Origin of the sequence: Duganella sp. Dugasp56 (assembly GCF_047304105.1) — a bacterium.
GTDB lineage: Bacteria > Pseudomonadota > Gammaproteobacteria > Burkholderiales > Burkholderiaceae_D > Rugamonas > Rugamonas hordei.
This window is the reverse complement of sequence record NZ_JBGLYQ010000022.1, coordinates 85,031-111,370: the sequence shown is the minus strand read 5'-3', so window position 1 is coordinate 111,370 and position 26,340 is coordinate 85,031. Positions and strand designations below refer to the sequence as shown.

Below are 26,340 nucleotides of genomic sequence, written 5' to 3'. Positions count from 1 at the left end.
CAAAGACGGCGGCGCACGGGGTCCAAAAGGACACGCGGGGAGCAATTCCGGCCAAGCGCCGCGGACGGGCGGCAGCGCAACACCGGCGCCGGTTTGGCCACGCGGGCATCCTCCGCTGTCCGATCCAGCCCCCGCTCCACGCAACCTCCCGACTACATTCGATCAAAACAATCACCGGGAGATATCATGAAGACACCAGCAACGACAACATCCATCGCCCTCGCCCTGGCGGGCGGCGCGGCCCTCGTTCCTTATGGCGCAAGCGCTGCCGACGACATCCAGAAAGTGGTGGTCACAGCTCAATCGCGCTCACAGTCGGCGCAGGAAGTGCCGATCTCGATGGAGGTCGTAACGGCCAGGGACATCCAAAACCTGGGGGCCAAAAATCTCGGCGACCTGACCGGATACCTGCCCGGCCTGCAGGTGGACGCCACCCAGCCGACGCAGCCTGTGTTCGGCATACGCGGCGTGCAGCCCGGCGATTTCGGCATCGGCACCGACACGCCGGTCGGCATCTACGTCGACGGCGTCTACACCGGCAAGACCGGCGGCGCGCTGATGAACTTCATCGACCTGCAACGCGTCGAGGTGCTGAAAGGCCCGCAAGGCACGCTGTTCGGCCGCAACAGCGCCGCCGGCGCGATCTCCGTCGTCACCAACGAGCCGGAAAACAGCTTCGACATGGCCGGCCATATCAAGGTCGGCGACTATGGCCGCGCCAACCTGGACGCGATGATCAACCTGCCGCTGGGTCAGGACACTGCGGCACGCCTGGTCGTGGTGCGCGCCGCCAGCGACGGTTGGGTGCGCAACGCCGCCAACGGCGCCCATGCCGGCGGCGACCAGTCGTGGGCGACGCGGCTGTCGCTGAAGCACAAGCTGGGAGACGCGACGCTCAACCTGTCGTGGGAGCACGAGCAGCTGCGCCAGGCCGGCTGGCCGGCTTTCGGCGTGGTCAAGGATGGTTCGCAGCCGCTGGCCGGCTATCGCGGTGTCTACGATGCGGCCTATGTGGCGAACTTCACCGATCCGCGCACGGCGCCGCTGGAAAACGACGTCTCCGGCGGCGAGCGGCGCAATTTCGACGGCGTCACGCTGCGCGCGGAGCTGCCGCTCGGCGGCATGACGCTGCGCTCGACCACCGCCTACCGCACCTTCTCCTCGTTCAACCAGACCGACAACGACGGCACCGCCCGCGTCGATGTCTCCCTGTCCAACACGGACCAAAAGCGCGCCTATAACTGGCAGCAGGAATTCAAGCTTTCGGGCAGGACCGCGCAGCTGGACTGGATCGCCGGCGCCAGTTTCTACGACAACCGCGAGCGCCAGGCCTCGACCGCCTTGCTCACCACCGCCACGCTGGACACCGTCAACCTGCTCGGCGGCGGCAACGCCGACTTTGCCGCGCTGTTCGGCGGGCTGGGACAGGCGGGCGTGCCCGGCGTCGACGGCGCATCCAGCTTTGGCTGGGGCGAGACCAGCTACAACTATCTGCAAACCCGCGCGGTATCGTTGTATGAGGACGTGATCTGGCATGTCACGCCGGCCACCAACCTGACCGTCGGCGTGCGCTGGAGCCGGGACCGCAAAAACATGGAGTGGTATGTGCCCGGCCGCAGCTCGCCGGCACTGGACACGCTGCTCGACACCTACGGCGGCGCCGCCGGCCTGAGTGCGGCGGCCCTGCCGTCCAACCAGATTTTCTACGCGGCCGGCCGGCTGGCGGCCACGCCGGTCCGGGCCACGCGCAGCTGGAGCGACTGGAGTCCGCGCCTGGTGCTGGATCACAAGTTGACGCCGGACCTGCTGCTGTTCGCGTCGCTGTCGCAGGGCTACCAGGCGGGCGGCTTCAACGTCTTCACGCCGCCCAATGCCGCATCGGCGGTCGACGCGGAGCGCGACCCGAGCTTCGCGCCGGAAAAGATGACCAACCTCGAACTGGGCTTCAAATGGTATTTCCCAGGCATCCGCGCCACGTTGAACGGCAGCCTGTTCGCCTATCGCTTCAAGAATCTTCAGGACATCAAGCTGGGAGGCACCGGCCCGATCGCGACTTACAACGTCATCAACAGCGACCAGCAGGCCAAGGGGCTGGACCTCGACGGCCGCCTGCGCATCGCGCCGGGCGTGACGCTGTTCGGCGGCATGGAGCTGATCGACCAGACCTACCGCAGCTATCGCACCGCCGATACCAGTGGTGCGACGCTGGACCTGTCCGGCCAACCGGTCGGCACGCCCTCCTTCACCGGCATGGCGGGCGTGAACGCCAGCTGGGAAGCGCTCGACGGCCGGATCAGCGCAACGCTGCAAGGCACCTATCACAGCAAGACCCGCTGCAACGACGACACGCGCGCACTGCAATGCCTCAACGCTCCGGCCTTCCGAACGGGCGAAGCGGGCGGCAAGGCCGACCTGCGGCTGGGCTGGGACAACGCCAGCGGCAAGTTCGGCGTGGGCCTGCTGGTGAACAACCTGTTCAACAAGCGCTATGTCTACAACCTGGACGGACAGACCAAGCAGGTCGGCATGCCCTATGCGAGCGTGACGCCGCCGCGCACCATAGGCCTGGAACTGAAGGGCAGCCTGTAGACGCGTCTACAGCTGCTCGGGATAGCCGGTGATGTCGGCGATCTCCTGGTACATCGGCTGCAGGCGCTGGTACATGCCGAGGTAGACGCGGCGGTACAGCCTGTCGTAGATCTGCTGGTTGGCGGCGATCGGATGGAACACGCGGCCCGTGCGCGTCATGGCCCGCGTGGCGCTGTCGAAGTCCTTGTGCAACCCCAGTCCGGCGGCCACGGCGATCGCGGCGCCAAGGCCGGAAGTCTCGTAGATGTGCGCGCGCGCAGCCGGCAGGCCGAAGATGTCGGCCGTCAGCTGCATCGCCGCGTCGCTTTGCGAGCCACCGCCCGCCACGCGCAGTTCAGTCACCGGCACGCCGCTGCGCTTTTCGATACGTTCCTTCCCTTCACGCAGCGCGTAGGCCAGGCCTTCAAGTATCGCCCGGTACATATGGGCGCGCGTGTGGACGTCGCCGAAGCCGATCATCGCGCCCTTCGCTTCCGGACCGGGGGTCTTGATGCCGGGGCTCCAATACGGCTGCAGCATCAGGCCCATCGAACCGGGCGGCACCTGATTCACCAGCAGGTCGAACATCGCCTCCGGCGCCATGCCCTGCTCGGCGCCGGCCATCTGCTCCAGGTGGCCGAACTGCTCCTTGAACCAGTTGACCATCCAGTAGCCGCGGAAAATCTGCACTTCGGTGTTGTAGGCGTCTGGAATGGCCGCCGGATAAGGCGGTATCAGCGGCGTGACTTCGACATACTTCCTGGTGGTGGTGTTGATGGTCGCCGTGGTGCCGTAGCTCAGGCAGGCGATGTGCGGCTCAAGTCCGCCCGAGCCGATCACCTCGCAAGCCTTGTCGGCGGCGGCGGCCACCAGCGGCGTGCCTTGCGGGATGCCGGTCGCTTCGGCCGCGGCAGCCGTCACCGCGCCGATCACGGTACCCGGCGGAACCAGTTCCGGCAGCATGTCCGGCCTGATGGCCAGTGCCTCCCATTTCCAGTCGCGCGCGCCGGCCCACCGGTGCTTCTTGTAGTCGAACGGCAGATAGGCCACTTGCGAGCCGATCGAGTCGACGTGTCGTCCGCTCAGGCGGAAGTTCAGAAAGCCCGACAGCAGCAGGTATTTGTCGGTCCTGGCCCAGATCCCGGGCTGGTTCTCGGCGATCCAGTTGATCTCCGCCTCGCGCCGGAAGTATTCGATGGTGCCGGACACGCGCGCCAGCTTGAACGCGGTGCGCCACAGGAAACTCAGGGGCTTCTGCTTGCCGACGCGGCGCTGGTCCAGCCAGGTGATGGCGGGCCGCAGCACCTTGCCGTCGCTGTCCACGTTGACCACGGTGCCGCGCTGCGTCGTCACCGCCACGCCCTTGACGGCGGAACGCGGAATATCTGTCGAGGCCCACAACTGCTGGCATGCAGAACAAACCGCCCGCCAATAGCCATCGGCGTCATGCTCGGCCCAACCGGGGTAGTCGGAGAAGTAGGCCTGCAGATGGACCTGCGCCTTGGCCGCCAGGTTGCCGTTCAAATCGAACAGCAAGGCGCGCACGCTCTGGGTGCCGTTGTCGATGGAGAGGATGTATTGGTCAGCCATGTGTGTCCTGATGCCGCCCGGGCTTATGCGGGCAAACTGTAATGGGTATTCCATAATGCCAGATAGGCGGCCAGTTCGGCGTCCCATCGCTGGTCGCTCCAGCCGAGTTCCGGCTGGCAGATGGCGCGCACGCGGTCCATGATCTCGATGCCGCCACCGCGCAACTGGATGCCGATGCGGCTGCGGCGCAGCAGCAGGTCTTCCAGCTTCTGCACGGATTCGCAACGCGCCGCCCAGCGCAACTGCGCCCAGATGGTCTCCGTCCCCGCGATCAGTTCCAGCTCCCCCGGCTGCGCCGCATCGAGCAGCTGCCGCGCCAGCGCGCCATAGCGGCCCTGCAGGCGCTGCGCCTGGCCAGCCGGCAGTCCGCGCTGGAAGATAGGCGCCGCTGCCGCCCCGAACACCGGCTGCGGCTCCAGCTTGTCGTGCCAACCCGGCAGCAGCGTCGCCGCCAGCTTGAGCGCATCGAGCGCGATGACACGGAACGTGGTCAGCTTGCCGCCGGTGACCGTCAACAGGTCCTCCTCCAGCCACAAGGCGTGGTCGCGCCCCTCCTTCGACGGATCGGCCTTGCCGCTGTCGATCACCGGCCGCACGCCGGCATAGCTGGCGATGACGTCGCTCTCGCTCAAGTTCAATTGAGGGAACTGGTCGTGCAGCGCGGCCATCAGGTAATCGACTTCGGCACGGGTGATGCACGCTTCGAGCGCCATGTCCTCCCTGTGATCGACATCCGTCGTGCCGACCAGCGTGACGCCTTCCCATGGAAACGCGAACACCGGACGGCCGTCGGCGGGATGCATCAGGCTGATGGCCTGCGCCAGCGGCAGGCGCCAGGCCGGCAGCACGAGGTGGCTGCCGCGCAAAGGCCGCAACCGGGGCTTGGCGCCGTTCGACGTCCCCCGGCTGCCCTGCATGCGCAGGCCGTCGGCCCAGGCGCCGGTGGCGCTGATGACCAGCCGGGCGCGTACCTCGTGCGACTCGCCGGTCAGACCGTCGCGCAAGCGCGCGCCGCGCACGACACCGCCCGCCGCCGGCCCGGCGTCCCCGCGCAGCAGCGACTCCACCGCCATGTAGTTCAGCGCGGCGCCGCCGTGCCGCTGCGCCTCCTGCAGCACGCGCAGCACCAGCCGCGCGTCATCGGTCTTGGCGTCGGTGTAGACCATGCCGCCCTTCAGGCCAGCGGACGACACGTTCGGCGCCAGCGCCCCGAACTCCTCGCGGCTGAAGTAATGGCGTGCCTTCTGCCCCGCCATGCGGTCGTATATCGCCAGTCCGAGCAGGAACATGCGCTTGCCCGGCTTGCGGCCTTCGTACTCGCCGAAGGCAAAACTCTGCGGCTCCACCAATCCCGCAGCTTGCTGCAGCAGATGCTCCCGCTCATGCACCGACTCGCGCGTCAGCGCAAACTGCCCTTCCTTCAAATAGCGCAAGCCGCCATGCACCAGCTTTGACGACCGGCTCGACGTGCCCCAGGCAAAGTCGCGCTGCTCCACCAGCAGCGCCTTCAGGCCGCGCCGCGACGCCTCCAGCAATATGCCAGCGCCGGTGATGCCGCCGCCGATCACGATCAAATCCCAGTCTCTCGCCAGCAGTTCCGGCAAGCCTGTCCGCCCGCCGCTGCGCCACCAGGCCGTCATGGCAGCAGCTTCCCGGGATTCATGATCTGCTGCGGATCGAAATACGCAAACATCGCGCGCATCGCCGCCAATCCCAGCTCGCCCTTCTCCGCCACCAGGTAAGGCGCATGGTCGCTGCCGACGCCGTGCTGATGGCTGATGGTGCCGCCATTCTCCACAATCGCCATGCTGGCCGCCTGCTTCAGCGATCGCCAGCGCGCCAGGTCGGATTCATAGTCGCCGGCCAGCCGGTACACAAACGTCGTATAAACGCTCGCCCCCTGCGCATACAGGTGCGACAGGTGCGTATAGGTGTGTACCTGCTCGCCGTGTTCGGCCAGCGCCGCCGTCGCCGCGGCCTCCACCGCCCGCATCATGGTCCCCACGCGCGGCCAGTCCACCGCCGTCTCCACCGTGTCGATCGCATAGCCGTGCGCCCACGCCGCATTACGCAGGTAGACGTTGCGGAAGCGGTTCTGCTTCCACTTGTCGCCCATGGCGCGGCCGATATGCACGCCGCCATGTGGCCGTGTCAATTCCAGCGCATCCTTCAACGCCGCCTTCGCCGCGCCCTGGCGGCCGCTCACGCCTATCATCAGCATGCACTTGCCGTCCTTGCAGCCGCGCCAGCCCAGGTAGCGCTCCAGCGCCGAAATCAGCTTCTTGTGGCCGGCCAGCGCCAGCATGGTGGTGGTCTCCAGCGGATTGGACAAGCGCAGCATCGACAGCGACAGGCCGGCCTGCACGACATGCCGCACCGCCGTCTCCGCCGCCTGCCAGTCCGGGAAGAACACCGCATGAAACGCCTCATACTCGGGCACCGGCGTCACGCGCACCGTGGCTTCGGTCAGGATGCCCATGCGGCCCTCCGATCCCAGCACCATCTCGCGCAGATCCGTGCCCGCGGCGGACGCCGGGAAGGTTGGAATATCCAGCGTGCCGGCCGGCGTCTCCACCTTGCCGCCCTTGAACATCTGCTCGATGCGGCCGTAGCGCAGCGATTGCTGGCCGGACGACCGTGTCACCACCCAGCCGCCCAGCGTCGAATATTCAAACGATTGCGGGAAGTGCCCCAGCGTATAGCCGCGCGCCCGCAGCTGCGCCTCCAGATCGGGACCGAACACGCCGGCACCGAAGGTCGCCAGCTGCGACTCGGTATCCAGATAGTGCAGCTGCCGCAGGCGCGTCAGGTTCACCGCCAGCACCGGCTGGTCGCCGGCCGGCGCCGTCAAATGGCCGGCCACGCTGGTGCCGCCGCCTTGCGGTATGACGACCACGCCGTGCTGCCGCGCATACTCCAGCAGCGCCCGCACCTGCTCCGGGCTTTCCGGGTAGGCCACGCCGTCCGGCGCCGTCTCGATCACGCCATGGCGCAGGCGCAGCCAATCCGGCAGGCTCTGGCCCAGCGCGTTGCGCAGCCGGACCTCCGGCGCCGTATCGATCAGGGGATGCGGCGCCAACCGGGACGGCGCGATCTGCGCGCAAGCCTGCTCGTAAGCCGCATCCGCCACCGGCGAGCCGTGCCCGATGCGCTGCGCCAGAAACGCCAGCGCATCCTCGTTCAGCGCAAACTCTATCGTATCGTCACCCCAACCGTTCCAGCGTCTCATTGTTTTCCTGTCTGCGTAGCGGAGCGCTTGTTATACTGGCGCGCACCGAGTTTCAATGACATCAGAATAAGATAACGCCCGCCAGAGGTATTGCGCTTTCATGACAACCGCCTTGTTCGATTATGCCAAGCCCGCACGCTGACCTGTCGCGCCGCGTCGCCGGGTCGTATCTGCAGCCCCTGCTGGAAGCGGCGGCGGCGCGCGGCGTCACGCCCGCAGTCCTGGAGCGCGCCGCCGGCATGGCCGCCGGTGCGTTGCAGCCGCCGCCCGATTCGCTGCCCGCCGACGACTACGTGCGCCTGCTCGATGCCGGCGCCGCGCTGGCGGCCGACCCGCACTTCGGCCTGCACGTGGGCGAGCGCGTCAAGATGGGAACCTACAGCGTCTACGGCCTGATCCTGCTGAGCTGCCGCGACTTCGGCCAGGCCTTCGAGCAAACCATGCGCTACGAGCAGCTGGCCCACGACCTGGGCCGCTCGGAGCTGACTGTGAAAGACGGCGTGGCCCGCTACACCTGGCACAGCAACTACAGCCCCGTCCACCGCCACCTCGCCGACAGCGTGTTCGCCGGCATCCGCGTGTTCGGCAACTGGCTGGCCGGCGTGACGCTGCCGGCCGCGCGGCTGGCGCTGACCCACGACGGCGGCGACCCGGCCAATCGCGATGAATATGTCCGCGTGCTGGGAGAGATGCCGGACTTCGGCGCGCCGGCCAATGTCGCCACGTTCGACGCTCAGTTGCTGGCGTGGCCCGTGCCCAACGCCGACGTCAGCCTGTATCCGGTGCTGCAGCAGCACGCGGAGCAGCTGCTGCGCCAGCGCGTACAAAGCGACAACTCGATCGCGCAGCAGGTCCACGCGGCCATCGTCCGCAACCTGGCGCACGGGCAGGTGCGGCTGGCGTCCATCGCCGAAGAATTGAAACTGTCGCCGCGCACGCTGCAGCGCAAGCTGAGCGACGCCGGCGCCACCTTCCAGCAGATACTGGACCAGGCGCGCTTTGCCCTGGCCAAGGACTATTTGCGCCAGCCGGAACTGAGCCTGGTCGACATCGCCTTCCTGCTGGGCTACCAGGAGCAGAGCGCCTTCAACCACGCGTTCAGGGAATGGGCCGGCGTCAATCCCGGCGCCTACCGGACTTAGATCTCGTTGCCCTTGACCCGTATGAACGGGCCGATGCACTTGTCCATGCGCCGCTCGACGCACATCAGGAACATGTCGCCGGTGGGATGGAACAGCAGGTAGCTGGTGACCGCGCGCCCCACCTCGGTCACGTCGCCGAGGCAATCGAGCTTGCCGTTGTCCTTGACGATGGTGTCGACTTCCTCATAGAAGCCGTCCTTGTCGGGCTGGTCGCTGATCGAGAAGGTGGACTCGGCCACCTCCTCGTTGCTGAACACCAGCGTGCTGCCGTCGGCGCGGATGCGGTAGGTTTCGCTGCAGGAGCCGTCGGGCAGCGTGACCTGCCAGGTGCCGATGACCGGATGGTCGTGCCTCAGCGGCGCGGCATGAGCCACGGCCGCCATCGCCAACGCCGCCGCGCACAATACTGGACCCATCCTCATCGCCCGCCTCCGCTATTTTTCAGCCACCGCCTTCATGTTGGCCAGGCCGGTCTCGAAGTCCTTGCCTATCATCTTGTCCATGCTGACGGCCAGGCCCATCAGCTTGGTCATGAAATTGCTCGGGCCGGACATGGTCCAGGTCACCGTGGTCAGCTCGCCCTTGGGTTCCAGCGCGAACTCGGTCAGGCAGTGCGATTCGAACGGCTTGAGGAAGTCGAGCTTGATGTCGACCTTGGTCGGCTGCGCCAGCCCGGTGATCTCCATGCGGCCGGCGCCGACCTTGTCGTCGCCCTCCCACGCATAGACGGCGCCCTGGTCCTTGGGCGCGCCGCTATAGGTGCGCTTCATGGCCGGGTCCAGCTTCTCCCACGGCGACCACGCGGGCCAGTTGTGGAAATCGCTGATCAGCGGCTGGATTTTCTCCGGCGCCGCCTTGATGGCGATGCTCCGCTGCACGCGGAAGCTGTCCGGCTGCATGGCGGCCAGGCCCAGGACGATCAGGATCAGTACGACAACGCCGATTGCGATTTTCTTCAACATGTTTTATCCCCTGTTTTGTGAAAAGCGCCTCTAGCCTATCATGTTTTTTTGATCAGTCGCACCGGCAAGGAGTCTGGCGTCATCGTGAAGGTGAAGCGCTCCTCGGCCTGCGGCGCGTCCGGTTCGCGCACCAGCGTGAAGTTCTTGACCAGCATCGACATCGCCATCTTGATCTCGGCCATCGCCAGATAACGGCCGGGACAGAAACGGGGCCCGCCGCCAAAGGGAAACTGCTTGCGGCCCGGATCGTCGCCGCCGCCGCCGGCCGCCTCCAGCCAGCGCTCGGGCAGGAAGCGCTCCGGCTGCGCCAGCTCGCAACCGCGCTCGGACGCGTGCCGCAGCAACAGGAAAATCACCGTGCCGGCCGGCACCGCGAGATCGCCGACCACCGCATCCTCGTTCGATTCGGCCGCCATGAGGGGCGCGACCGGTTTCAGCCGCATGGCCTCGCGCGTGGCGGCGTCGATGTACTGCAGGCGGTCCAGCAGATGGTAGTCGGACAGCACCGCACCGTCGCCGAGGACCTGGCCGGCCTCCTCCGCCATGCGCGCCGCCGCTTGCGGATGCATGGACAGGAAATCGATCAGCCAGGCGGCCGTGTTCGAAGTCGTATCCTCGCCGGCGAACACCATCGTGATCGCGTTGCCGACCACCGCCTCGTCGGTCAGGCCGGAGTCGGGCTCGTCGCGCGCGATGATCAGCGCCTCCAGCATGTTGGACGGCTTCTGCCGCAACGCCGGATTGCGCTCGATGTTCTTGCGCGCCTCGGCGATGAAGCCGAAGATGGCGCGCTGGATGCGCGCGGCGGCGGCGGTGGCCTCGTGGTCGTCGGCGCGCTTGAGCAGCCCCACGCGCCAGTAGGCGAACGGCGACGTCAGGCGCTTGGCCACCAGCTTGAACAGGAATTCGATATCGCGCTGCAGCGGATGCTCCTCCAGCTCCAGCGTGTTGATGTCCTGCCCCATCGCCAGGCCGATGGTCACGTCCAGCGTGTAGGCCTTCAGGTCGCGCAGCACGTCGACCGGCTTGCCGGCGGCGATGGCGGCATCCCAGCGCGCGCGCAGGCGCTCGGTCAGCATCGTCAGCGTCGGGAAGAAATTGTGGATCACCTCCGGCGTCAGCGCCCGCATCACCAGCTTGCGCTGGCGGCGCCAATCCTCGCCCTCGGCCGTGAACAGGCCGCGCGTGCCGACTTCGTTCAGCATCTCGGCGGTGCGGCTGGAGCGCCGCATCGCGTCGGGACGGTCGCGCAGCAGGGTGGCGATGACGTCGCGGTCCGCCGTCACGACGAACTCCTTGCGCATGATGCGGAAGCGGTACATCGCCCCGAATTCGCGGCCCCAGCCCTCCAGCACCTGGTGCATGGGCCTGACATTGATGTCGCGTACATTGCCCAGCAAAGGGCGCCCCTTGGGTCCGGGCAGATCGGCGATACGGCGCAGCGTGTTTTTTTCCATTTATTTTGGTCTCCGCTTACACTATACCCCGAAATGTTGACTTTATACTCACTTACTGGAGAAGCTGATGCTTTCGCATGTCTACATAGGGATCAACGACTTTGAGCCGGCCTACGCCTTCTACAGCGCGCTGATGGCGGAGCTGGGCACGCGGCCGCGCTTCAAGGACGCCGGCAAGCCCTGGGCGGCGTGGATGCCGGCGGAAACCGCGCGGCCCTTGTTCGTGATCGGGAAACCGTATGACGGCCAGCCGGCGGGATGCGGCAACGGCCAGATGTTCGCCTTCATGGCGCCATCGCGCGCGGCGGTCGACCGTGCCCATGCGGCCGCGCTGGCGCATGGCGGCCAGTGCGAAGGAGCCCCGGGCTTGCGGCCGCATTATCACGCCAACTACTACGGCGCCTACTTCCGCGATCCGGAGGGGAATAAATTATGCGTCGTCTGTCATGACGCCGAACAGGCTTGAGCGTGCTGTTCAATCTTAAGCCAGCGCTTCCTTCGCGGCTTCCTCCGGCGTCAGGCCTTCGTAGAACTGGTCGGTGAACCACTCGACCTGTTCTTCGATATGTTCCTGCGCCTGCTCCTGCGTGGCGCCGCCCTTGACCAGGAAACCCTCGACTTCGATGCACCAGTTGATCAATTCCAGGGTTTCCGGATCCAGTTCTTCTTTTTTCTTTGCCATGGTTGACCTCTCTTATTTCTCGGGATACAGCACGACCTGTACATAGTTGTTCATGTCGAAGTAGCGCCTGGCCGCCGCTTTCAGGTCGGCCGGCTTGATCTCGTCGACACGCGACTCATAAGTGAGTATATCGTCTGGATTGGAATTGTTGAAGAAGGTGCTCTGCAGCACCGCCAGCCAGTAGCCGTTCTCGCGCAGGCCCTTGCGGTAGCTCTTGACCCAGGCCGCCTTCACCTTGTTCAGGTCCGCCTCCTCGGCGCCGTTCTGCTTGATCTTGTCGATCTCGGCGAAGGTCGCGGCGATCACCTTGTCCACGTTCTCCGGCGCGCACGGCAGGTTGGCGTTGATCGTGTAGTTACCGTAGGGGATGCGGTTCATCGTGCCGTTCATGCCGCCGCTGTACATCGCGCCCATTTTCTCGCGCAGCACCTCGATCAGTTTGATGTTCAGCACCTCGACCAGCGCCTGCATGCGCAGGCGTTCGGTGCGCGAGTATTCCACGTCGCCGGTGAACGACAGCGAGATCGTGCTCTTGGGCTCAGAACCCGCATGCACTTCCTTCTTGACGACGCCCTTCACAGGACGCACGCCCTCGTCCTTGAACGCAACGGGAATCTCGCCCGTCGGCAGGCTGGCCAGATAGGTGGCGACCAGCGGCTTGATCTTCTCCACGTCGAAGCTGCCAACGATGAAGAACGTGAAGTCGCGCGCGCTGGACATGCGGCTGCTGTAAATATCCAGCACCCGGTCCAGTCCCAGCTGGTCGAAGTCGGCCGGCTTGGCCGCGCGCAGCACGCGGGGATTGTTGTTGTACAGCGTGGCGGTGACGGTGTCGTAGAACACCGATTCCGGCCGCGCCAGATTGTTCTGTGCCAGTTCGCGCTGGCGGTCAACGTAGGCGCTGTAGATGGCCGCATCCTTGCGCGGCTGCGTCATCTGCAGATAGGCCAGCTGGAACATCGATTCGATGTCCGAACTGCCCGAACTGCCGCCCACGGATTCATTCAGCGAACTGACGCTGGCGGTGGAGCTGACGCTCTTCCCGGCCAATACCTTTCCCAGGTCGTTGGGCGTGTAATTGAGCACGCCCATCTGGCCGACGATGCTGCTGGCGTAGTGCGCGTTGAAGATATCGCGGTCGCCGAACAGCGACCAGCCGCCGTAACGCACGCCGCCCATCATCACCTGGTCGTTATTGAAGTCGGTAGGCTTGAGCACCACCTTGACGCCGTTGCTGAGCTTCAGCTCCGTCGTTCCCAGCTTGACATTGACGGTCTGGCCGACGATGCTGCCGGCCTTGGGCGGCACCGGCATCAGCTGGCTGGCGTACAGCTTCTCCTCCTGCGCCTTGACGCCGATTTTTTCCGCCGCGCTGGCGATGGCCAGCAGCTCGTCGGCTTTCGGCACCGGCGTTCCGGCCTTGTCCGAACCGGTGTAGATCACCAGCTTGTTCTGATCGACCGGAATCGCCACGCGCGCCGCCGCATTCACCTCGCTCAGCGAGATATCGGGAATCAGCTCGGTGGCATAGCGGTACTCCGCCGCGATGCCGGGGATGGTTTCCTGTTCCAGGAAGTTGCGGATGTATTCCGCCGCGTAGCCGCTCGAATCGGACTTGTCACGCTCGTTGTACATGCGTTCGTAGTTGCGCAGTATGCCCTTCTTGGCGCGCTCCACTTCGGAAGCGGTAAAACCGTACTGGCGCGCGCGCTGGTCTTCCTGCACCAGCGCGTTGATGGCCGGCGTGGCGCCGCCCTTGCCCAGCACCGCGCCGGCGCCGAACGAACGATAGCCGCGCACCACGCCGCTCATGCCGCTGCCGCCTTGCAGGAACGGCGGATTGGCCTGCTGCGTCAGCTCATACATGCGCTGGCTGAGGATGAAGCTGTACATGTTCTCGATCAGCTTCTGGCGATAGTCGGCGACGGTGGTGCCGGCCGGCCATGGATGGATCGGGTAGCGGATATAGATGGAGTTGGCGCCGATTTCCTTATCGGTGAACACCACGCCTTCCGACGCGGCGCGTTCCGGTATCGTCGCGTACTCGCGCGGACGCGGGTTCTGCGGATTTTTCAGCTTGCCGAAATGCTGCTCGATCAGCGCCTGCGCCTTGGCCGGGTCGATGTCGCCGACCACCACCACCGCCATCAGGTCCGGGCGGTACCAGTCGCGGTAGAAGCGTTTGATCGCGTCGTACTTGAAGCTCTTGAGAATATCCTCTTTACCGATCGGCAGCCGCTGCGCGTAGTGCGAGCCGTTCAGCACCTTGGGCAACAACACCTTGTTCATGCGGTCGTCCACGCCTTTGCCCATGCGCAGTTCCTCCAGCACGATACCGCGCTCGCTGTCGATGTCGGCGTCGTTGAAGGACAGTCCGTGGGCCCAGTCCTCAAGCACCTGGAAGCCCTGCTCCACGATCTCCGGCTTCTCGGTCGGTATCGGCAGGATGTAGACGGTTTCGTTGAAGCTGGTGTAGGCATTCAGGTCTGCGCCGAACTTCACGCCTATCGACTGCAGGTAGGACACCAGTTCGTTGCGTTTGAAATGGGTCGAGCCGTTGAACGCCATATGCTCGGTGAAGTGCGCCAGGCCCAGTTGGTCCTCGTCTTCGAGGATGGAGCCGGCCTTGACCACCAGCCGCAGTTCCAGCTTGTTCTCGGGGCGGCCGTTCTTCTGCACGTAGTAGGTCAGGCCGTTGGCCAATTTGCCAACCTTGACCTGCGGACCTACCGGAATCGGATCGCTCAGTTTCAGCGGCGGCGGATTATCGGCTTGCGCCATGAGGGAACACGCCAGCAGGATGGCGGCGGAGGCGCTACGCGAAATCATCAGCTTCATACAAGTTGCGTAAAAATGAACGAGGGAGCTACCTTACACCGAAATTCTTAGTTTGGGCTAGATTCCTTCCTCGCCTGCCAGCCGGCAGGCCACAACTCCTAAACCGGCTTGCCCAGCTTGACGTATCGGTACACCAGGCACAAGGCGCCGGCATAGGCCGACGTAATCAGGCCGAAGGCCAGCGGCAAGCGCCAGGCCCAGTCGGGCACCATGTGCAGCACGGTGCCCATCATCGCCACGCCGACCAGCGCGCCGATCTGGCGGTTGGCGTTCAGCGCGGCGGCGGCGCTGTTGGCGTGGGCCTTGCCGGCGACCAGCATCACCGTCGCCGTCATGCCAGGAATCGCGATGCCGATGGCGACGTTCATCACCACGGTGCCCAGCACCAGCAGCCAGTATGGCGTCTGCGGCGACAGGCCGGCCAGCATCAGCACCGCCATGCTCAACCCCACCAGCAAACCATACATCATCGGCGGACGCGTGCCGACGCGCGCCGTGATGCGGCCCGACGTCAGGTTGCCGACGGCGAAAGCGGCCATCATCGGTATCAGCTTCAAGCCCGTATGCAGCGCGTCGGCTCCGGACTGCTGGATGTACAGGCTAAGCAGGAACAACTGGCCGAACACCGCGAAGTTAATCAGGAAGCCGACGCCGTTGGCCGCGGCGAAAGCCGGCGTCTCGAACAAGGCGCGCGGCAGCAAGGGATGCGCGCCGGTGCGTTCGCGCCGCACCAGCAGGAATGCGGCACCGATGGCTGCGGCGGCGGCGGCCAGCACCGGCACCGAACCCCAGCCCAGCACCGGGCCTTCGATCAGCACGAAACTCAGCGCGGCCAGCGCGGCCACGCCCAGCAAATGGCTGAACATCGACAGCGCGCGCTCATGGCGCGGCGTGGCCGGTGCCAGCACTTGCGTCAGCACGATGCCGGCCAGGCCGATCGGCACGTTCACCCAGAACACGCTGCGCCAGCCAAATTCATGCACCAGCAGGCCGCCCACCAGCGGACCGGCCGCCGACGAACAGCCGACGATGGCCGACCAGGTGCCCAGCATGCGCGCGCGGGTGGCCTGGTTCTCGTAGGCGTGGGTCATCAGGCTCAGTGAGCTGGGCATGAACAGCGCGGCGCCGGCGCCTTGCAGCAAGCGGGCGGCGATCAGCGCGTTCCCGCTGGGCGCCACCGCGCACAGTATCGAACCCAGTATGAAGACGCTCAAGCCGCCCTGGTAGACGTTCTTGGGGCCGTAGCGGTCGGCCAGCGCGCCGCCCGCCATCAGCAGCGCGGCAAAGGTCAGCGTGTAGCCGTCCACCACCCACACCAGGCCGGCAAGCGGCACGGCGAGGCTGACGGAGATGTCGGACAAGGCGGTATTGACGGCGGTGACATCGATCATCGCCATCACGAAGCCGATGGCCAGCGTCATCAGCATCAGCAGGGGCGGCACCTGGCGGTCAGGCACGGCGGCGGTAGTGGTTTGAGTATTCATGACGCGATGTTAGGCCGCTTGCGCAATGCAGTAAATACGCATAACATCGGCACTCTGATGCAAAAATGCATTTCACCGGAAAACCGCATGGATTGGGACAACGCCAGGATCTTCCTCGCCATCTACCGCAAGGGCACGCTGCGCGCGGCCGCCGGGCTGCTCGATATCGACCAGGCCACCGTCGGACGCCGTCTCAACGCGCTGGAAAAATCGCTGGGGGCGCGCTTGTTCCTGCGCACGCCGTCCGGCTACCTGGCCACGCCGGCCGGCGAACTGGCCGTCACCGCCGCCGAGCTGATGGAACAGGCGGCGCTGCAGTTCCAGCGCGAGATGCAGGGCATCGACAACCGCCTGTCCGGCATCGTGCGCGTGACCACGTCGGACACCATGGCGGCCGCTTTCGTGCTGGACGCCATGCAGCGGCTGCACGTGCAGCACCCCGAAATCCGCATCGTCCTCAGCGCCAGCACCGAAATCACCAGCCTGACGCGGCGCGAGGCCGACCTCGCCGTGCGCACGCTCAAGCCGACCAGTCCCGACCTGATCTCGCGCCACCTGATCCGCCGCAGCATGGGGCTGTACGCCACGCCAGCCTACCTGGCCGAACGCGGCATGCCGGTGGCGGGCAACGGCCTGTCCGGCCATGACATCGTCCGCTACCAGGCCAGCGTCGCGCCGCGGCACCAGGAGAAGCTGTGCCTGGAACCGATCCACAACGCGCGCGCGGCGATCGAGGTCAACAGCGGCCTGCTGCTGATCGACGCCGCCCGCAAAGGCATGGGCGTGGCCGAGCTGCCCTGCCACATGGCCGACGGCGATCCGGCGCTGACGCGCATCTGGCCCGAGCGGGCCGACCACTACGACGTCTGGCTGGTGATGCACAGCGACCTCAGTCGCAGCGCCCGCGTGCGCGCGGCGGCGGACGCCATCATCGCCAGCTTCCCCGACAAGTAGGGTCGCGGCTGGCGAGCCGGACGCCTGCCCGCGCGGTCGCGGTGCTAATATGGCAATATGAACCTCGAAGCATCCGTACCCGCCGCGCTGCGGCGCCTGAACCAAGCCACCCTCGCCTGGCTGCATAGCTGGTGGAGGCTGCTGCTGTTCGCGGTGCTGATGCTGTCGCTCGCCGTCACGCCCGCCAGTTACGGCCGCGCCAACCGCAACAAGCTGGCGCGCCACATCGTGCGCGACACCGCGCCCAACCTCGCATGGTTCGCCGTGCTGTCGGCGCTGGTGAGCGTGGTCCTGATCCGCATCGTTTTCGTCACTTCGCAAAGCTACGGCCTGTCGCGCTTCGCGCTGGAAATGGTGGTGCGCGTGCTGGTGCTGGAACTGGTCCCGCTGTGCGCGGCCGCCTTCGTGGCGCTGCGCACCACGCTGCCGGCCGGCCTCGAGTTCGCGCAGGGCCGCGGCGCCGGCAACACGGTCACCGAGGCCGAACTGCACCAGGAATTTTTCCCGCGCGTGGTGGCCGGCGTGTTCGCGGTATGGATGCTGGCCGCCGTCAGCTGCGTGCTGACGCTGATCCTCGCCTACCTGTCGCTGTACGGCTTCACGCCGTGGGCGTTGCAGGGCTACACGCGGGTGGTCGGCCAGGTCTTCAACCCGGCGGTCGCGCTGATACTGGTGCTGAAAATCGTCTTCTTCAGTTTTGCGGTCGGGCTGATCCCGATGGCGTCCTCGTTTTACTTCGGCGCCAGCTACCGCAACAAGGTCACGCACGGCCTGCACGACATGGTACGGCTGTTTGCCGTGATACTCCTCATCGAAGTCGCATCACTCATGGGTAACTACTACTGACATGGCAGACCAAACAACCGAAGCGGCGCCGGTGCGCAATGCGGAACTCAAGGCGGCACTGCTGCTGATACTGATGGTGGTGCTGGTCGCCGGAGCGGCGTTGTACCTGATGTACGCGCGCGGCGCCTTCGAGGCGACGCAGACGCTGGTGCTGCAGGCCGACGATTCGGAAGGCGTGGTGGTCGGCATGGACGTCACCTTCGCCGGCTTCCCGATCGGGCGCGTGCGCCTCATCGAACTTGGCAAGGACGGCAAGGCCCGCGTCATCGTCGACGTACCGCGCAAGGACGCGCACTGGCTGCGCAGCTCCAGCATCTTCACGCTGGAACGGGGGCTGGTGGGTGGCGCCAAGCTGCGCGCCTTCAGCGGCATTCCCACCGATCCTGCACTGGAGGACGGGGCACTGCGTCCGATACTGGTCGGCGATCCGGCAGCGGAGATACCGCGCCTGCTGGCCTCGGCCAAGGAGCTGCTGGACAACCTGAGCACGCTGACGGCGGAAAACTCCGCGCTGGCGGCCAGCCTGGCCAACGTGCAGGGCGTGACCGGCAAGCTGAATGGCCCCGGCGGCGCCATGGGCCTGATAGCGGGCGACGACAAGAACGCGAAGGAACTGACCGAGCGCGCCAACAAGCTGCTGATCACCGTGAACGCGCTGGCCACCAAGGCCGACAGCCTGATCGGTCACGCCGACACGCAAGTCTTCGGCAAGCAAGGCGTGATGACGGACGCGCAGGCGACCATCGCGCAGCTCAACGGCCTGCTGGCCGATGCCCGCAGCAGCCTGAAGAAAATGGACGCGGTGCTGGTCGAGGCGCAGGCCGTCGGCGCCAACGCCAAGGAAGCCACGGCCGACCTGGGCACCTTGCGCGGCGAAGTGGAAAGCAGCTTGCGCCGGGTCGAACAGCTGGTCAACGAAATCAACCGCAAATGGCCGTTCAAGCGCGACACGGAGATCAAGCTGCCATGAAGACTATCGCCCCGCTGTTCGCGCTGTCCGCTACGCTGCTGCTCGCAGCCTGCGGCAACAACCCGCCGGTACCGGACTGGCAGATGAACGCGCAAAGCTCCATCGAACGCTCGACCGCCGCCTACATGTCCGGCAATGCCCGCGTTGAGGCGGCCGAATACCAGCGCGCCCGCGAGGCGTTGGCCAGCACCGGAAAAGTCGATCTGATGATACGCGCCGAACTGATACGCTGCGCCGCGCGCGTCGCCTCGCTGGTGTTTGAAGACTGCGCCGGCTACGACAAGCTGTCGCAGGACGCAGGCCCGGCCGACCGCGCCTACGCCGCCTACCTGTCCGGCCGTGCCACCGCGGCCGACGCCGCGCTGCTGCCGGCGCAGCACCGGCCGGTCGCCACAGCGTCCGGCGACGCGGCCGCAACCGGCGCCGTGCAGGCGATCGCCGATCCCATGTCCAAGCTGGTGGCCAGCGGCGTCCTGCTGCGCGCGGGCAGAGCCACGCCGGAAGTCCTTCGCGACGCCGTGGACGCCGCGTCCGCCCAAGGCTGGCGCCGCCCGCTGCTGGCCTGGCTGGGCGTCCAGGCGATGCGCGCCGAAAAATCCGGCGACACCGCCGAAGCCCAGCGCCTCAAGCGCCGCATTGACCTCGTCAGCGAGAAACCATAATGCTAGAATCTCGCCTCACTATGAAAACACGCCTCGTCTATTCCACCGAAACCGGCCGCATGTGCCCTGACTGCGGCCTGCCGGTCGCCGATTGCGGCTGCAAGGCCGCAGCCAAGACCAAGCCTGTCGGCGATGGCGTGGTGAAGGTCTCGCGCGAGTCGAAGGGGCGTGGCGGCAAAACCGTCACGCTGGTGAAAGGCCTGGCGCTCGACGCGACCGCCCTCGCCCTGCTGGGCAAGCAGCTGCGCAGCGCCTGCGGTTCCGGCGGCACCGTCAAGGACGGCGTCGTCGAAATCCAGGGCGACCACTGCGACCTGGTGATGGAAGCCCTGAAGAAACAGGGCCACCAGCCCAAGCGCACGGGCGGCTAGCGGCGGGTCCGCTGGTTCGACAGGTAGATGTTGTCGCGCTCGAGCTTGCGGCCATCGCGTACAGCAGACTGCCATTCTTCGGTGCTCGCCACCGCGCCAAAGTTGGAATGGAATACCGTGTTGAAAACGCGGTGAATCTCTTCCGCGCTGACCTTGCCGGCGGCGTTTTCATACGGCAGCGCGCCGGTGGCATCCTGCAGTACCTCTACTTGCAAACCGCGGTGCATCGCCTCGTAGATGGTCGAAGCATTGCAGTTGTGCGTCATGTAGCCGACGATGGTCAACGTGTCGATGGCGTTCGCCGCCAGCCACTCGGCCAGGTCGGTCCCGACAAACACGCTGGCCATCTTTTTGTTGATGCGATGGTCGGCCGCCCGCTGCGCGACCAGCGGGCGCAGCTGCCAGCCGTCCGACCCCAGGGCAAATATCGGCGAGGCCTCCGGCGCATCATGCTGCACCACCACCACGGGGATGCCGGCCTCGCGCGCGGCATCCATGGCACGGCCGATATTCGGCAACGAGGTCTCCACCGGCGGATATTCAATCTTCATCTGGCCGGTGAAGTACTCATTTTGTACGTCGATGACGATCAGGGCACGGCGTGGGGTGGCGGTCATGGTTTTCTCCTGTGGGATGAAGGCGTAAGCGCCCGGTGATGGATATTGTCCGTCGCCGTGCCGTTATCCAAAAGTGGCCCGAAGGCCACCATGCGATATAATCAGGCCATGTCTACGCGCGCATCTCCCATCCAGAAATACCGCATCGCCGTCATCGCCTTCGACGGCATCAACCCTTTTCATTTGTCGGTACCGTGCCAGGTATTCGGCGCCCAGCGCGCCGACTGCGGCAGCGCCACCTTCGACGTCAAAGTGTGCGCGGAAGATCCAGCAACATCGCTGAGCACCACCGCCGGCTTCGACATCGTCGCCACCCACAGCCTGGCGGCGCTTGGCCGCGCCGACATCGTCATCATGCCGTCCTGGCATGCCGACTGCCGCCCTGCGCCACCTACGCTGTTGCAAGCGCTGCGGCGCGCCCATCAGCGCGGAGCGCAAGTGGTGGGGCTCTGCATAGGCGCATTTCCACTCGCCGAAGCCGGCCTGCTCGACGGCCGCACCGCCACCACGCACTGGGCCTGCGCCGACACGATGTCCACCCGCTATCCGAAGGTCAAGGTAGACCGCGAAGTCCTGTATGTCGATGAAGGGAAAGTGGTCACCTCGGCCGGCGTCGCGGCGGGGCTTGATTGCTGCCTGCACCTGCTGCGCCAGCTGTGCGGCGCGGAGATCGCCAACCGCGTGGCCCGGCAGCTGGTGGTCGCGCCGCACCGGCAGGGAGGACAGGCGCAGTTCATTGAACGCCCACTGCCGGTGACCGGCAGCGACGACCGCTTCGCGCAGGTGCTGGGCTGGGTCGGCGAGGATTTGACGCAAAACCACAGCATCGACGCACTGGCCGAACGCGCGCTGATGAGCCGCCGGAATTTCACCCGCCACTTCCGCAACGCTACCGGTACCTCGTTCAAGCAATGGCTGCTCAATCAGCGGCTGACGCACGCGCAGCATCTGCTGGAGGGCACCGAGGTATCGATCGAGATGGTGGCGCAGCAGGCTGGATTTGGATCGGCGCTGTCGCTGCGACAGCATTTCCGCGCGGCGCTGCGGACCTCGCCGTCGGAGTACCGCAAGCTGTACCGGTCCGCCGCGCCGGGTTGACGGCGCGGCGCCTTATTTTCCGGCTGCCGCCGCTTCGCGCAGCTTGTCCTTCTTGCTCTTGCGCTTGCCCTTGATGCCGCCGTTGACGGTATCGGTGACTGAATTGGCCGGCGCCGGCGGCAGCGTCTCCACCGCTTCAAAGCCGGCGATCTGCTCGCGCGGCAGCAGCATGTCCTGGCGCTTCTCGATCAGGCGGAAATGCTGCTCCGTCTCCGCGCTGACGAAGCTGATCGCCACTCCGCTCTCGCCGGCCCGGCCGGTGCGGCCGATGCGGTGCGTGTAGTCGACCGCCGAACGCGGCAAATCATAATTGACCACCGCCGGCAAACGGGCGATATCGATGCCGCGCGCGGCGATGTCGGTCGACACCAGCACCTGCAGGCGGCTGGCCTTGAAGTCGCCCAGCACCTCGGTGCGCGCCCCCTGGCTGAACTCTCCATGGAAGGCGCCGGCGCGGATGCCGTTGCGGTTCAGCTTATCGGCCACATGCTCGGCCGCATACTTGGTCGCCACGAACACCAGCACCCTGCTCCACTTGTGCTCCTGGATCAGGTGCTTGAGCAGCATGGTCCGGCGCGGCACGTCGACCATGATCGCGCGCTGCGCGATGTCCGGCTTGCTGACCGGCTCAGACAGTACCTCGATGCGCGCAGGCTGGTGCAGCATGCCGTCCGCCAGCGCCTGCACCTCCGGCGGGAAGGTCGCCGAGAAGAACAGGTTCTGGCGCTGCTTGGGCAGCAGCTCGAGGATGCGGTTGAGTTCTTCGCTGAAGCCCAGGTCCAGCAGGCGGTCCGCCTCGTCCAGCACCAGTATCGCGGTGCGCGAAATCTTCAGCGCGTTGTGGTCGATCAGGTCCAGCAGCCGTCCCGGCGTGGCGATCACGATATCGGCGCCGCCGCGCAGGGCCATCATCTGCGGATTGATCGACACGCCGCCAAATACGATGGACACCTTGACCTGCATCGGCAGATGGGCCACCAGCTTGCGGATCGACTCGCCCACCTGCGCCGCCAGTTCGCGCGTCGGCACCAGGATCAGGCTGTGCAGCTGGCGCGGGCCGTTGCGGTTGTCCAGCAGCGATTGCAGCAGCGGCAGCGCGAAGGCGGCCGTCTTGCCGGAGCCGGTCTGCGCCGCGCCCAGCACATCCTCTCCGCGCAAAATGGCGGGAATGGCGGCGCTCTGGATGGCGGTCGGCTCCTGGTAACCGATTTCGGTCACGGCGTTGATCAGTGAGGGAGCAAGGCCCAGCGAAGAAAAAGACATGTCGGCCTTAAATAGTATGAATTTGCCGACAGTATAAAGCATGCACCGAACGGGATTTGCCCTGGACAGCCATTCGTGGGAACATAGCTTTTTTGATAAAGAAAAATGACATGATCAATTGGGACGCCCACGCCTGCCTGCCGCAACACCCGCAGGCCGATTTCACGCCGGTCCGGCGCCTGCATGCCGCCGGGGTGAACTACGTTTCGCTCAACGTCGGCGCCGACATGAATCCCATTTCCCAGGTGATGTCGGTGATCGCCGGCTACCGCGCCACCATCGAATCGGACCCGGACCGCTATGTGCTGGTCTCCACCGTGGACGACATCATCCAGGCCGCCGCCGATGGCCGCATCGCCATCACGTTCGACCTCGAGGGTTCGATGCCGCTGCTGGACCAGCCTGAAATGGTGGCGCTGTACGCGCGGCTGGGCGTGCGCCAGATCCACTTCGCCTACAACCGCAACAACAGCGTCGCCGGCGGCTGCCACGACGTGCCGCGCGGCCTGACGCCGCTGGGCCACAGCATGGTGGCGGCGGTGAACGATGCCGGCATCCTGATGGATTGCTCGCACACGGGCCGGCTGTGCAGCCTCGAGATCATGGCCGCCTCCACGCAGCCGGTGATCTTCAGCCACGCCAATCCCTACACGCTGGTGGAGCACGGCCGCAACGTCACCGACGAGCAAATCCGCGCCTGCGCCGCCACCGGCGGCGTGGTGTGCGTATCGGGCCTGTCCTGGTTCCTCGGCAAGGAAAATCCCGGCGCCGACGACGTGGCGCGCCATGCCGCCTACATCGCCGACCTGGTCGGCGTATCGCACGCCGGCATCGGCCTCGACATCTGCTTCCAGCAGCCGGCCCTGGACGACACGCCGCCCGGCGACTTCGATCCTGGCCACTGGTGGCCGGCTTCCGCCGGCTATAGCGCGGACCGGCCGCCGACCTTCACGCCGCCGGAAGTCTGGCGCCAGCTGGCCGCCGCGCTGCGCAAGGTGGGCATGACCGACTCCGAGGCGGAGCTGGTCATGGGCCGCAACATGATGCGCGTGGCGCAGCAGGTGTGGAGCCGGCCGCTGGCCCTGCAAAAAGCCGCCTGATGTTGCTGCGGCTATCTGTGCAACCGGACCTTCAGGTAGCTGGCCAGCGCCAGCTTGAATTCGGCCACCAGTTCCCGCCGTTCGGCGGGGCTGGCCTGTTCGTAAAGAGGATTGAGCCCCTTGACGATCTGCAGCGACACGTTCGCCAGTCGCAGCGCCTCCGCCTCGTCCAGTTCGGGCTTCTTCTCCCTTAACACGGCGCCCAGTTTAGCCCGCAGGCGCTGGCGCGCTCCGGCATCGCGCTGATAGCCCAGTGTGGCGTTCAACAGCGTGAAATAGGCCGGGTGCTCGTCGAAAAAGCCGATCATCAAATCAAAGATGCGATCCACTAGCGCCACGATACTCAATTGCGCCGCATCGGCCACCAGGCCGGTCCAGCGTCGCGACATCTCGTCACCGTAGCGTTCCCGCAGCGCACGCGCCAGTGTCAGCTTGTTCGGAAAATACTGGTACAGCGCACCGATGGACGAGCCGGAACGCTCGGCGATGGCCGTCATGGTGGCGGCGTCGAATCCCGATTCGGCAAAGACGCCGGCCGCGGCGTCCAGCATGGCGGCCATGCGCTGCTCGCCGCGCAGTTGCTGCGGCTTGCGCCTTGAGGTTTCTTTAATATCTGAGGGCATCCTCACATTATATCCGAATTCGATTTATAATTATCTGAGGGCATCCTCACATTAGGAGTAATACCATGTTGACCATACACCCATCCAGCACCGCGCTGGTGTTGATCGATCTGCAAAACAGCAACGTCGGCCGCGAACTGGCGCCGCATTCATCTCAGGTAGTAGTGGAAAATAGCGCCAGGCTGGCGGAAGCGCTGCGCGCCAAGGGCGGCACGGTGGTGTACGTGCGGGTGCTGGTGAACGAGCTACTGCGCCTGCCGGCCGATATCTCGGTGGCCCGCGATCCAAACGCCCCGCCGTTGCCACCGGAAGCCTCGGAACTGGTGGCGCAGGCCGGCGCGCAACTGGGAGACATCGTGATCGCCAAACGCCAATGGGGTGCGTTTCATGGAACGGATCTGGATCTGCAATTGCGCCGCCGTGGCATCCGCACCATCATCATGGGCGGCATCGCCACCAACTTCGGCGTCGAATCGACGGCGCGCGCGGCGTCCGATCAGGGCTATGCGCTGGTGTTCGCGCACGACGCGATGTCCAGCATCAAAGCGGAGATGCACCAATTTTCGGTGCAAGGCATATTCCCCATCCTCGGCCATGTACGCAGTACGGCCGAGGTACTGGCGGCGCTGTGATCAGGCGCTGAGCGCCTTCATTTCGGCGTACAGGTTGGCCTTGCCTTCGAAACCGATGCCGATCAGGTCCGGCATCGTGATATAGCCGTTGTCGACCTTCACGCCGTCCGGGAAGCCGCCGAACGGCTGAAACAGGTCCGGATACGACTCGTTGCCGCCCAGGCCCAGGCCGGCCGCGATATTCAGCGACATCTGGTGGCCGCCATGCGGGATGCAGCGCTTGCGCGACCAGCCATGCTCGTGCAGCATGTCCAGCGTGCGCAGGTACTCGACCAGGCCGTAGCTCAGCGCGCAGTCGAACTGCAGCCAGTCGCGGTCGGCGCGCATGCCGCCGTAGCGGATCAGGTTGCGCGCGTCCTGCATCGAGAACAGGTTCTCGCCGGTGGCCATCGGCTTGTCGTAGTAGTTGCGCAGCGTGGCCTGCAGCTCGAAGTCCAGCGGATCGCCCGCCTCCTCGTACCAGAACAGATCGTACTTCGACAGCGCCTTGGCGTAGGCGATGGCGGTGTCCAGATCGAAACGGCCGTTGGCGTCCACCGCCAGCTTCTGGCCGTCGCCCAGCACGCTGAGGATGGAGTCGATGCGGCGCAAATCCTCGTCCAGCGAGGCGCCGCCGAACTTTTTCTTCACCACCGTGTAGCCGCGGTCGATATAGCTGCGCATTTCATCCTTCAGCGCGTCGTGACTCTGGCCGGGATAGTAGTAGCCGCCGGCGGCGTAGACGAAGATCTTCTTGTCCGGCGTGCCGTTGCCGTAGCGGTCCGCCAGCAACTGGAACAGCGGCTTGCCTTCGATCTTGGCCACCGCATCCCAGATCGCCATGTCGATGGTGCCGATGGCGACCGAGCGTTCGCCATGGCCACCGGGCTTTTCGTTGGTGTACATGCAGTTCCACACCTTGTGCGGATCGAGGTTGGTGCCGGCGTCGTTCATCAGCGAGACCGGATCGGCGTCCAGGATGCGCGGGATGAAGCGTTCGCGCATCAGCATGCCCTGGCCATAGCGGCCGTTCGAGTTGAAACCGTAACCCACCACAGGCTTGCCGTCGCGGATCACGTCCGTGATCACCGCCACCAGGCTTAGCGTCATTTTGCTGAAGTCGATGTAGGCGTTGCGGATAGGGGAACTGATCGGAATGGTCTTTTCGCGAATTTCGACGATTTTCATGCTGCTGTCTCCGGTGGGCTAAGAATGAACCCAAGCTTACTCTTGAAATACAATCGTATAATTCACCGATATTAATTCCTTTATA

24 protein-coding genes are annotated in these 26,340 nt (G+C 65.6%); 11 read left to right on the top strand and 13 right to left on the bottom strand.

Going from position 1 to position 26,340, the window contains the following annotated elements:
* Window positions 1–186 precede the first annotated feature (186 nt).
* Window positions 187–2,589, top strand: coding sequence for a TonB-dependent receptor (locus ACCD07_RS16985; protein WP_413448023.1), 2,403 nt, complete (start codon window positions 187–189; stop codon window positions 2,587–2,589).
* Window positions 2,590–2,595: 6 nt separating this feature from the next.
* Here the strand turns inward: ACCD07_RS16985 and ACCD07_RS16980 are convergent, their stop codons facing one another.
* Genes ACCD07_RS16980 through ACCD07_RS16970 form a run of 3 tightly spaced genes read right to left on the bottom strand, consistent with a single transcriptional unit; the run spans window position 2,596 to window position 7,387 of the window.
* Window positions 2,596–4,158: an FGGY-family carbohydrate kinase gene (locus tag ACCD07_RS16980; RefSeq protein ID WP_176651707.1), complete on the bottom strand. Its 1,563-nt coding sequence runs from the start codon at window positions 4,156–4,158 to the stop codon at window positions 2,596–2,598.
* A 23-nt stretch (window positions 4,159–4,181) separates the two neighbouring features.
* Window positions 4,182–5,798: a glycerol-3-phosphate dehydrogenase/oxidase gene (locus tag ACCD07_RS16975; RefSeq protein ID WP_413448022.1), complete on the bottom strand. Its 1,617-nt coding sequence runs from the start codon at window positions 5,796–5,798 to the stop codon at window positions 4,182–4,184.
* Window positions 5,795–7,387 (bottom strand): FAD-binding oxidoreductase, encoded by a 1,593-nt coding sequence (locus tag ACCD07_RS16970; RefSeq protein WP_176651709.1) that lies wholly within the window; start codon window positions 7,385–7,387, stop codon window positions 5,795–5,797. Before ACCD07_RS16970 ends, ACCD07_RS16975 begins: the two co-directional genes overlap by 4 nt.
* Window positions 7,388–7,509: 122 nt before the next feature.
* On the opposite strand from ACCD07_RS16970, the gene ACCD07_RS16965 reads away from it, so the two are divergent.
* Window positions 7,510–8,529, top strand: a complete 1,020-nt coding sequence (locus ACCD07_RS16965; RefSeq protein ID WP_413448021.1) for an AraC family transcriptional regulator ligand-binding domain-containing protein — start codon at window positions 7,510–7,512, stop codon at window positions 8,527–8,529.
* Here ACCD07_RS16965 and ACCD07_RS16960 read toward each other — a convergent pair.
* Genes ACCD07_RS16960 through ACCD07_RS16950 form a run of 3 tightly spaced genes read right to left on the bottom strand, consistent with a single transcriptional unit; the run spans window position 8,526 to window position 10,948 of the window.
* Window positions 8,526–8,945 carry a hypothetical protein gene (locus tag ACCD07_RS16960; protein ID WP_353402987.1) on the bottom strand — a complete coding sequence of 140 codons (420 nt, stop codon included), beginning with the start codon at window positions 8,943–8,945 and terminating at the stop codon, window positions 8,526–8,528. The genes ACCD07_RS16965 and ACCD07_RS16960 overlap by 4 nt on opposite strands.
* An 18-nt stretch (window positions 8,946–8,963) precedes the next feature.
* Window positions 8,964–9,491 (bottom strand): SRPBCC family protein, encoded by a 528-nt coding sequence (locus ACCD07_RS16955; RefSeq protein ID WP_176651712.1) that lies wholly within the window; start codon window positions 9,489–9,491, stop codon window positions 8,964–8,966.
* Window positions 9,492–9,529: 38 nt separating this feature from the next.
* Window positions 9,530–10,948, bottom strand: coding sequence for a cytochrome P450 (locus ACCD07_RS16950; protein WP_413448020.1), 1,419 nt, complete (start codon window positions 10,946–10,948; stop codon window positions 9,530–9,532).
* A gap of 67 nt (window positions 10,949–11,015) precedes the next feature.
* Here ACCD07_RS16950 and ACCD07_RS16945 point away from each other — a divergent pair, with 67 nt between their 5' ends.
* A complete protein-coding gene (locus tag ACCD07_RS16945; RefSeq protein ID WP_413448019.1) occupies window positions 11,016–11,414 on the top strand; it encodes a VOC family protein in 399 nt (132 codons plus the stop codon).
* Window positions 11,415–11,429: 15 nt separating this feature from the next.
* On the opposite strand, the gene ACCD07_RS16940 is transcribed toward ACCD07_RS16945, so the two are convergent.
* The 3 genes from ACCD07_RS16940 to ACCD07_RS16930 form a co-directional block, all read right to left on the bottom strand.
* Window positions 11,430–11,630, bottom strand: a complete 201-nt coding sequence (locus tag ACCD07_RS16940; protein WP_072780462.1) for a hypothetical protein — start codon at window positions 11,628–11,630, stop codon at window positions 11,430–11,432.
* Between the two features lie 12 nt (window positions 11,631–11,642).
* Window positions 11,643–14,468: a M16 family metallopeptidase gene (locus tag ACCD07_RS16935; protein WP_413448018.1), complete on the bottom strand. Its 2,826-nt coding sequence runs from the start codon at window positions 14,466–14,468 to the stop codon at window positions 11,643–11,645.
* A gap of 98 nt (window positions 14,469–14,566) precedes the next feature.
* A complete protein-coding gene (locus ACCD07_RS16930; RefSeq protein WP_413448017.1) occupies window positions 14,567–15,952 on the bottom strand; it encodes an MFS transporter in 1,386 nt (461 codons plus the stop codon).
* Window positions 15,953–16,039: 87 nt separating this feature from the next.
* Here ACCD07_RS16930 and ACCD07_RS16925 point away from each other — a divergent pair, with 87 nt between their 5' ends.
* From ACCD07_RS16925 to ACCD07_RS16905, 5 genes are read left to right on the top strand one after another with little or no spacing between them, the layout of a single operon-like run.
* Window positions 16,040–16,906 (top strand): LysR family transcriptional regulator, encoded by an 867-nt coding sequence (locus tag ACCD07_RS16925; protein WP_413448016.1) that lies wholly within the window; start codon window positions 16,040–16,042, stop codon window positions 16,904–16,906.
* Between the two features lie 57 nt (window positions 16,907–16,963).
* Window positions 16,964–17,752: an ABC transporter permease gene (locus ACCD07_RS16920; RefSeq protein ID WP_413448015.1), complete on the top strand. Its 789-nt coding sequence runs from the start codon at window positions 16,964–16,966 to the stop codon at window positions 17,750–17,752.
* A 1-nt stretch (window position 17,753) separates the two neighbouring features.
* The gene (locus ACCD07_RS16915) at window positions 17,754–18,722 is read left to right on the top strand and encodes an MlaD family protein (RefSeq protein WP_413448014.1); all 969 of its coding nucleotides are present in this window, start codon (window positions 17,754–17,756) and stop codon (window positions 18,720–18,722) included.
* The gene (locus ACCD07_RS16910) at window positions 18,719–19,384 is read left to right on the top strand and encodes a hypothetical protein (RefSeq protein ID WP_176651720.1); all 666 of its coding nucleotides are present in this window, start codon (window positions 18,719–18,721) and stop codon (window positions 19,382–19,384) included. The genes ACCD07_RS16915 and ACCD07_RS16910 overlap by 4 nt, the downstream gene beginning before the upstream one ends.
* 20 nt (window positions 19,385–19,404) lie before the next feature.
* The gene (locus ACCD07_RS16905) at window positions 19,405–19,755 is read left to right on the top strand and encodes a translation initiation factor Sui1 (protein WP_176651721.1); all 351 of its coding nucleotides are present in this window, start codon (window positions 19,405–19,407) and stop codon (window positions 19,753–19,755) included.
* On the opposite strand, the gene ACCD07_RS16900 is transcribed toward ACCD07_RS16905, so the two are convergent.
* Window positions 19,752–20,372 (bottom strand): cysteine hydrolase family protein, encoded by a 621-nt coding sequence (locus ACCD07_RS16900; RefSeq protein WP_413448013.1) that lies wholly within the window; start codon window positions 20,370–20,372, stop codon window positions 19,752–19,754. The genes ACCD07_RS16905 and ACCD07_RS16900 overlap by 4 nt on opposite strands.
* A gap of 108 nt (window positions 20,373–20,480) precedes the next feature.
* On the opposite strand from ACCD07_RS16900, the gene ACCD07_RS16895 reads away from it, so the two are divergent.
* A complete protein-coding gene (locus ACCD07_RS16895; RefSeq protein ID WP_176651723.1) occupies window positions 20,481–21,470 on the top strand; it encodes a helix-turn-helix domain-containing protein in 990 nt (329 codons plus the stop codon).
* Window positions 21,471–21,482: 12 nt separating this feature from the next.
* Here ACCD07_RS16895 and ACCD07_RS16890 read toward each other — a convergent pair whose 3' ends face one another.
* On the bottom strand, window positions 21,483–22,733 hold the full coding sequence (locus tag ACCD07_RS16890; protein ID WP_176651724.1) for a DEAD/DEAH box helicase: 1,251 nt from the start codon (window positions 22,731–22,733) through the stop codon (window positions 21,483–21,485).
* Window positions 22,734–22,843: 110 nt separating this feature from the next.
* Between ACCD07_RS16890 and ACCD07_RS16885 the strand changes: the two genes are divergently transcribed.
* A complete protein-coding gene (locus tag ACCD07_RS16885) occupies window positions 22,844–23,833 on the top strand; it encodes a membrane dipeptidase (RefSeq protein WP_176651725.1) in 990 nt (329 codons plus the stop codon).
* 11 nt (window positions 23,834–23,844) lie between these two features.
* On the opposite strand, the gene ACCD07_RS16880 is transcribed toward ACCD07_RS16885, so the two are convergent.
* Window positions 23,845–24,456 carry a TetR family transcriptional regulator gene (locus ACCD07_RS16880; protein WP_176651726.1) on the bottom strand — a complete coding sequence of 204 codons (612 nt, stop codon included), beginning with the start codon at window positions 24,454–24,456 and terminating at the stop codon, window positions 23,845–23,847.
* Window positions 24,457–24,521: 65 nt separating this feature from the next.
* Between ACCD07_RS16880 and ACCD07_RS16875 the strand changes: the two genes are divergently transcribed.
* Window positions 24,522–25,088, top strand: a complete 567-nt coding sequence (locus ACCD07_RS16875) for an isochorismatase family protein (protein ID WP_176651727.1) — start codon at window positions 24,522–24,524, stop codon at window positions 25,086–25,088.
* Here ACCD07_RS16875 and ACCD07_RS16870 read toward each other — a convergent pair whose 3' ends face one another.
* Window positions 25,089–26,255, bottom strand: a complete 1,167-nt coding sequence (locus tag ACCD07_RS16870; protein ID WP_413448012.1) for a mandelate racemase/muconate lactonizing enzyme family protein — start codon at window positions 26,253–26,255, stop codon at window positions 25,089–25,091. It lies immediately after the preceding gene.
* Window positions 26,256–26,340: the final 85 nt, after the last annotated feature.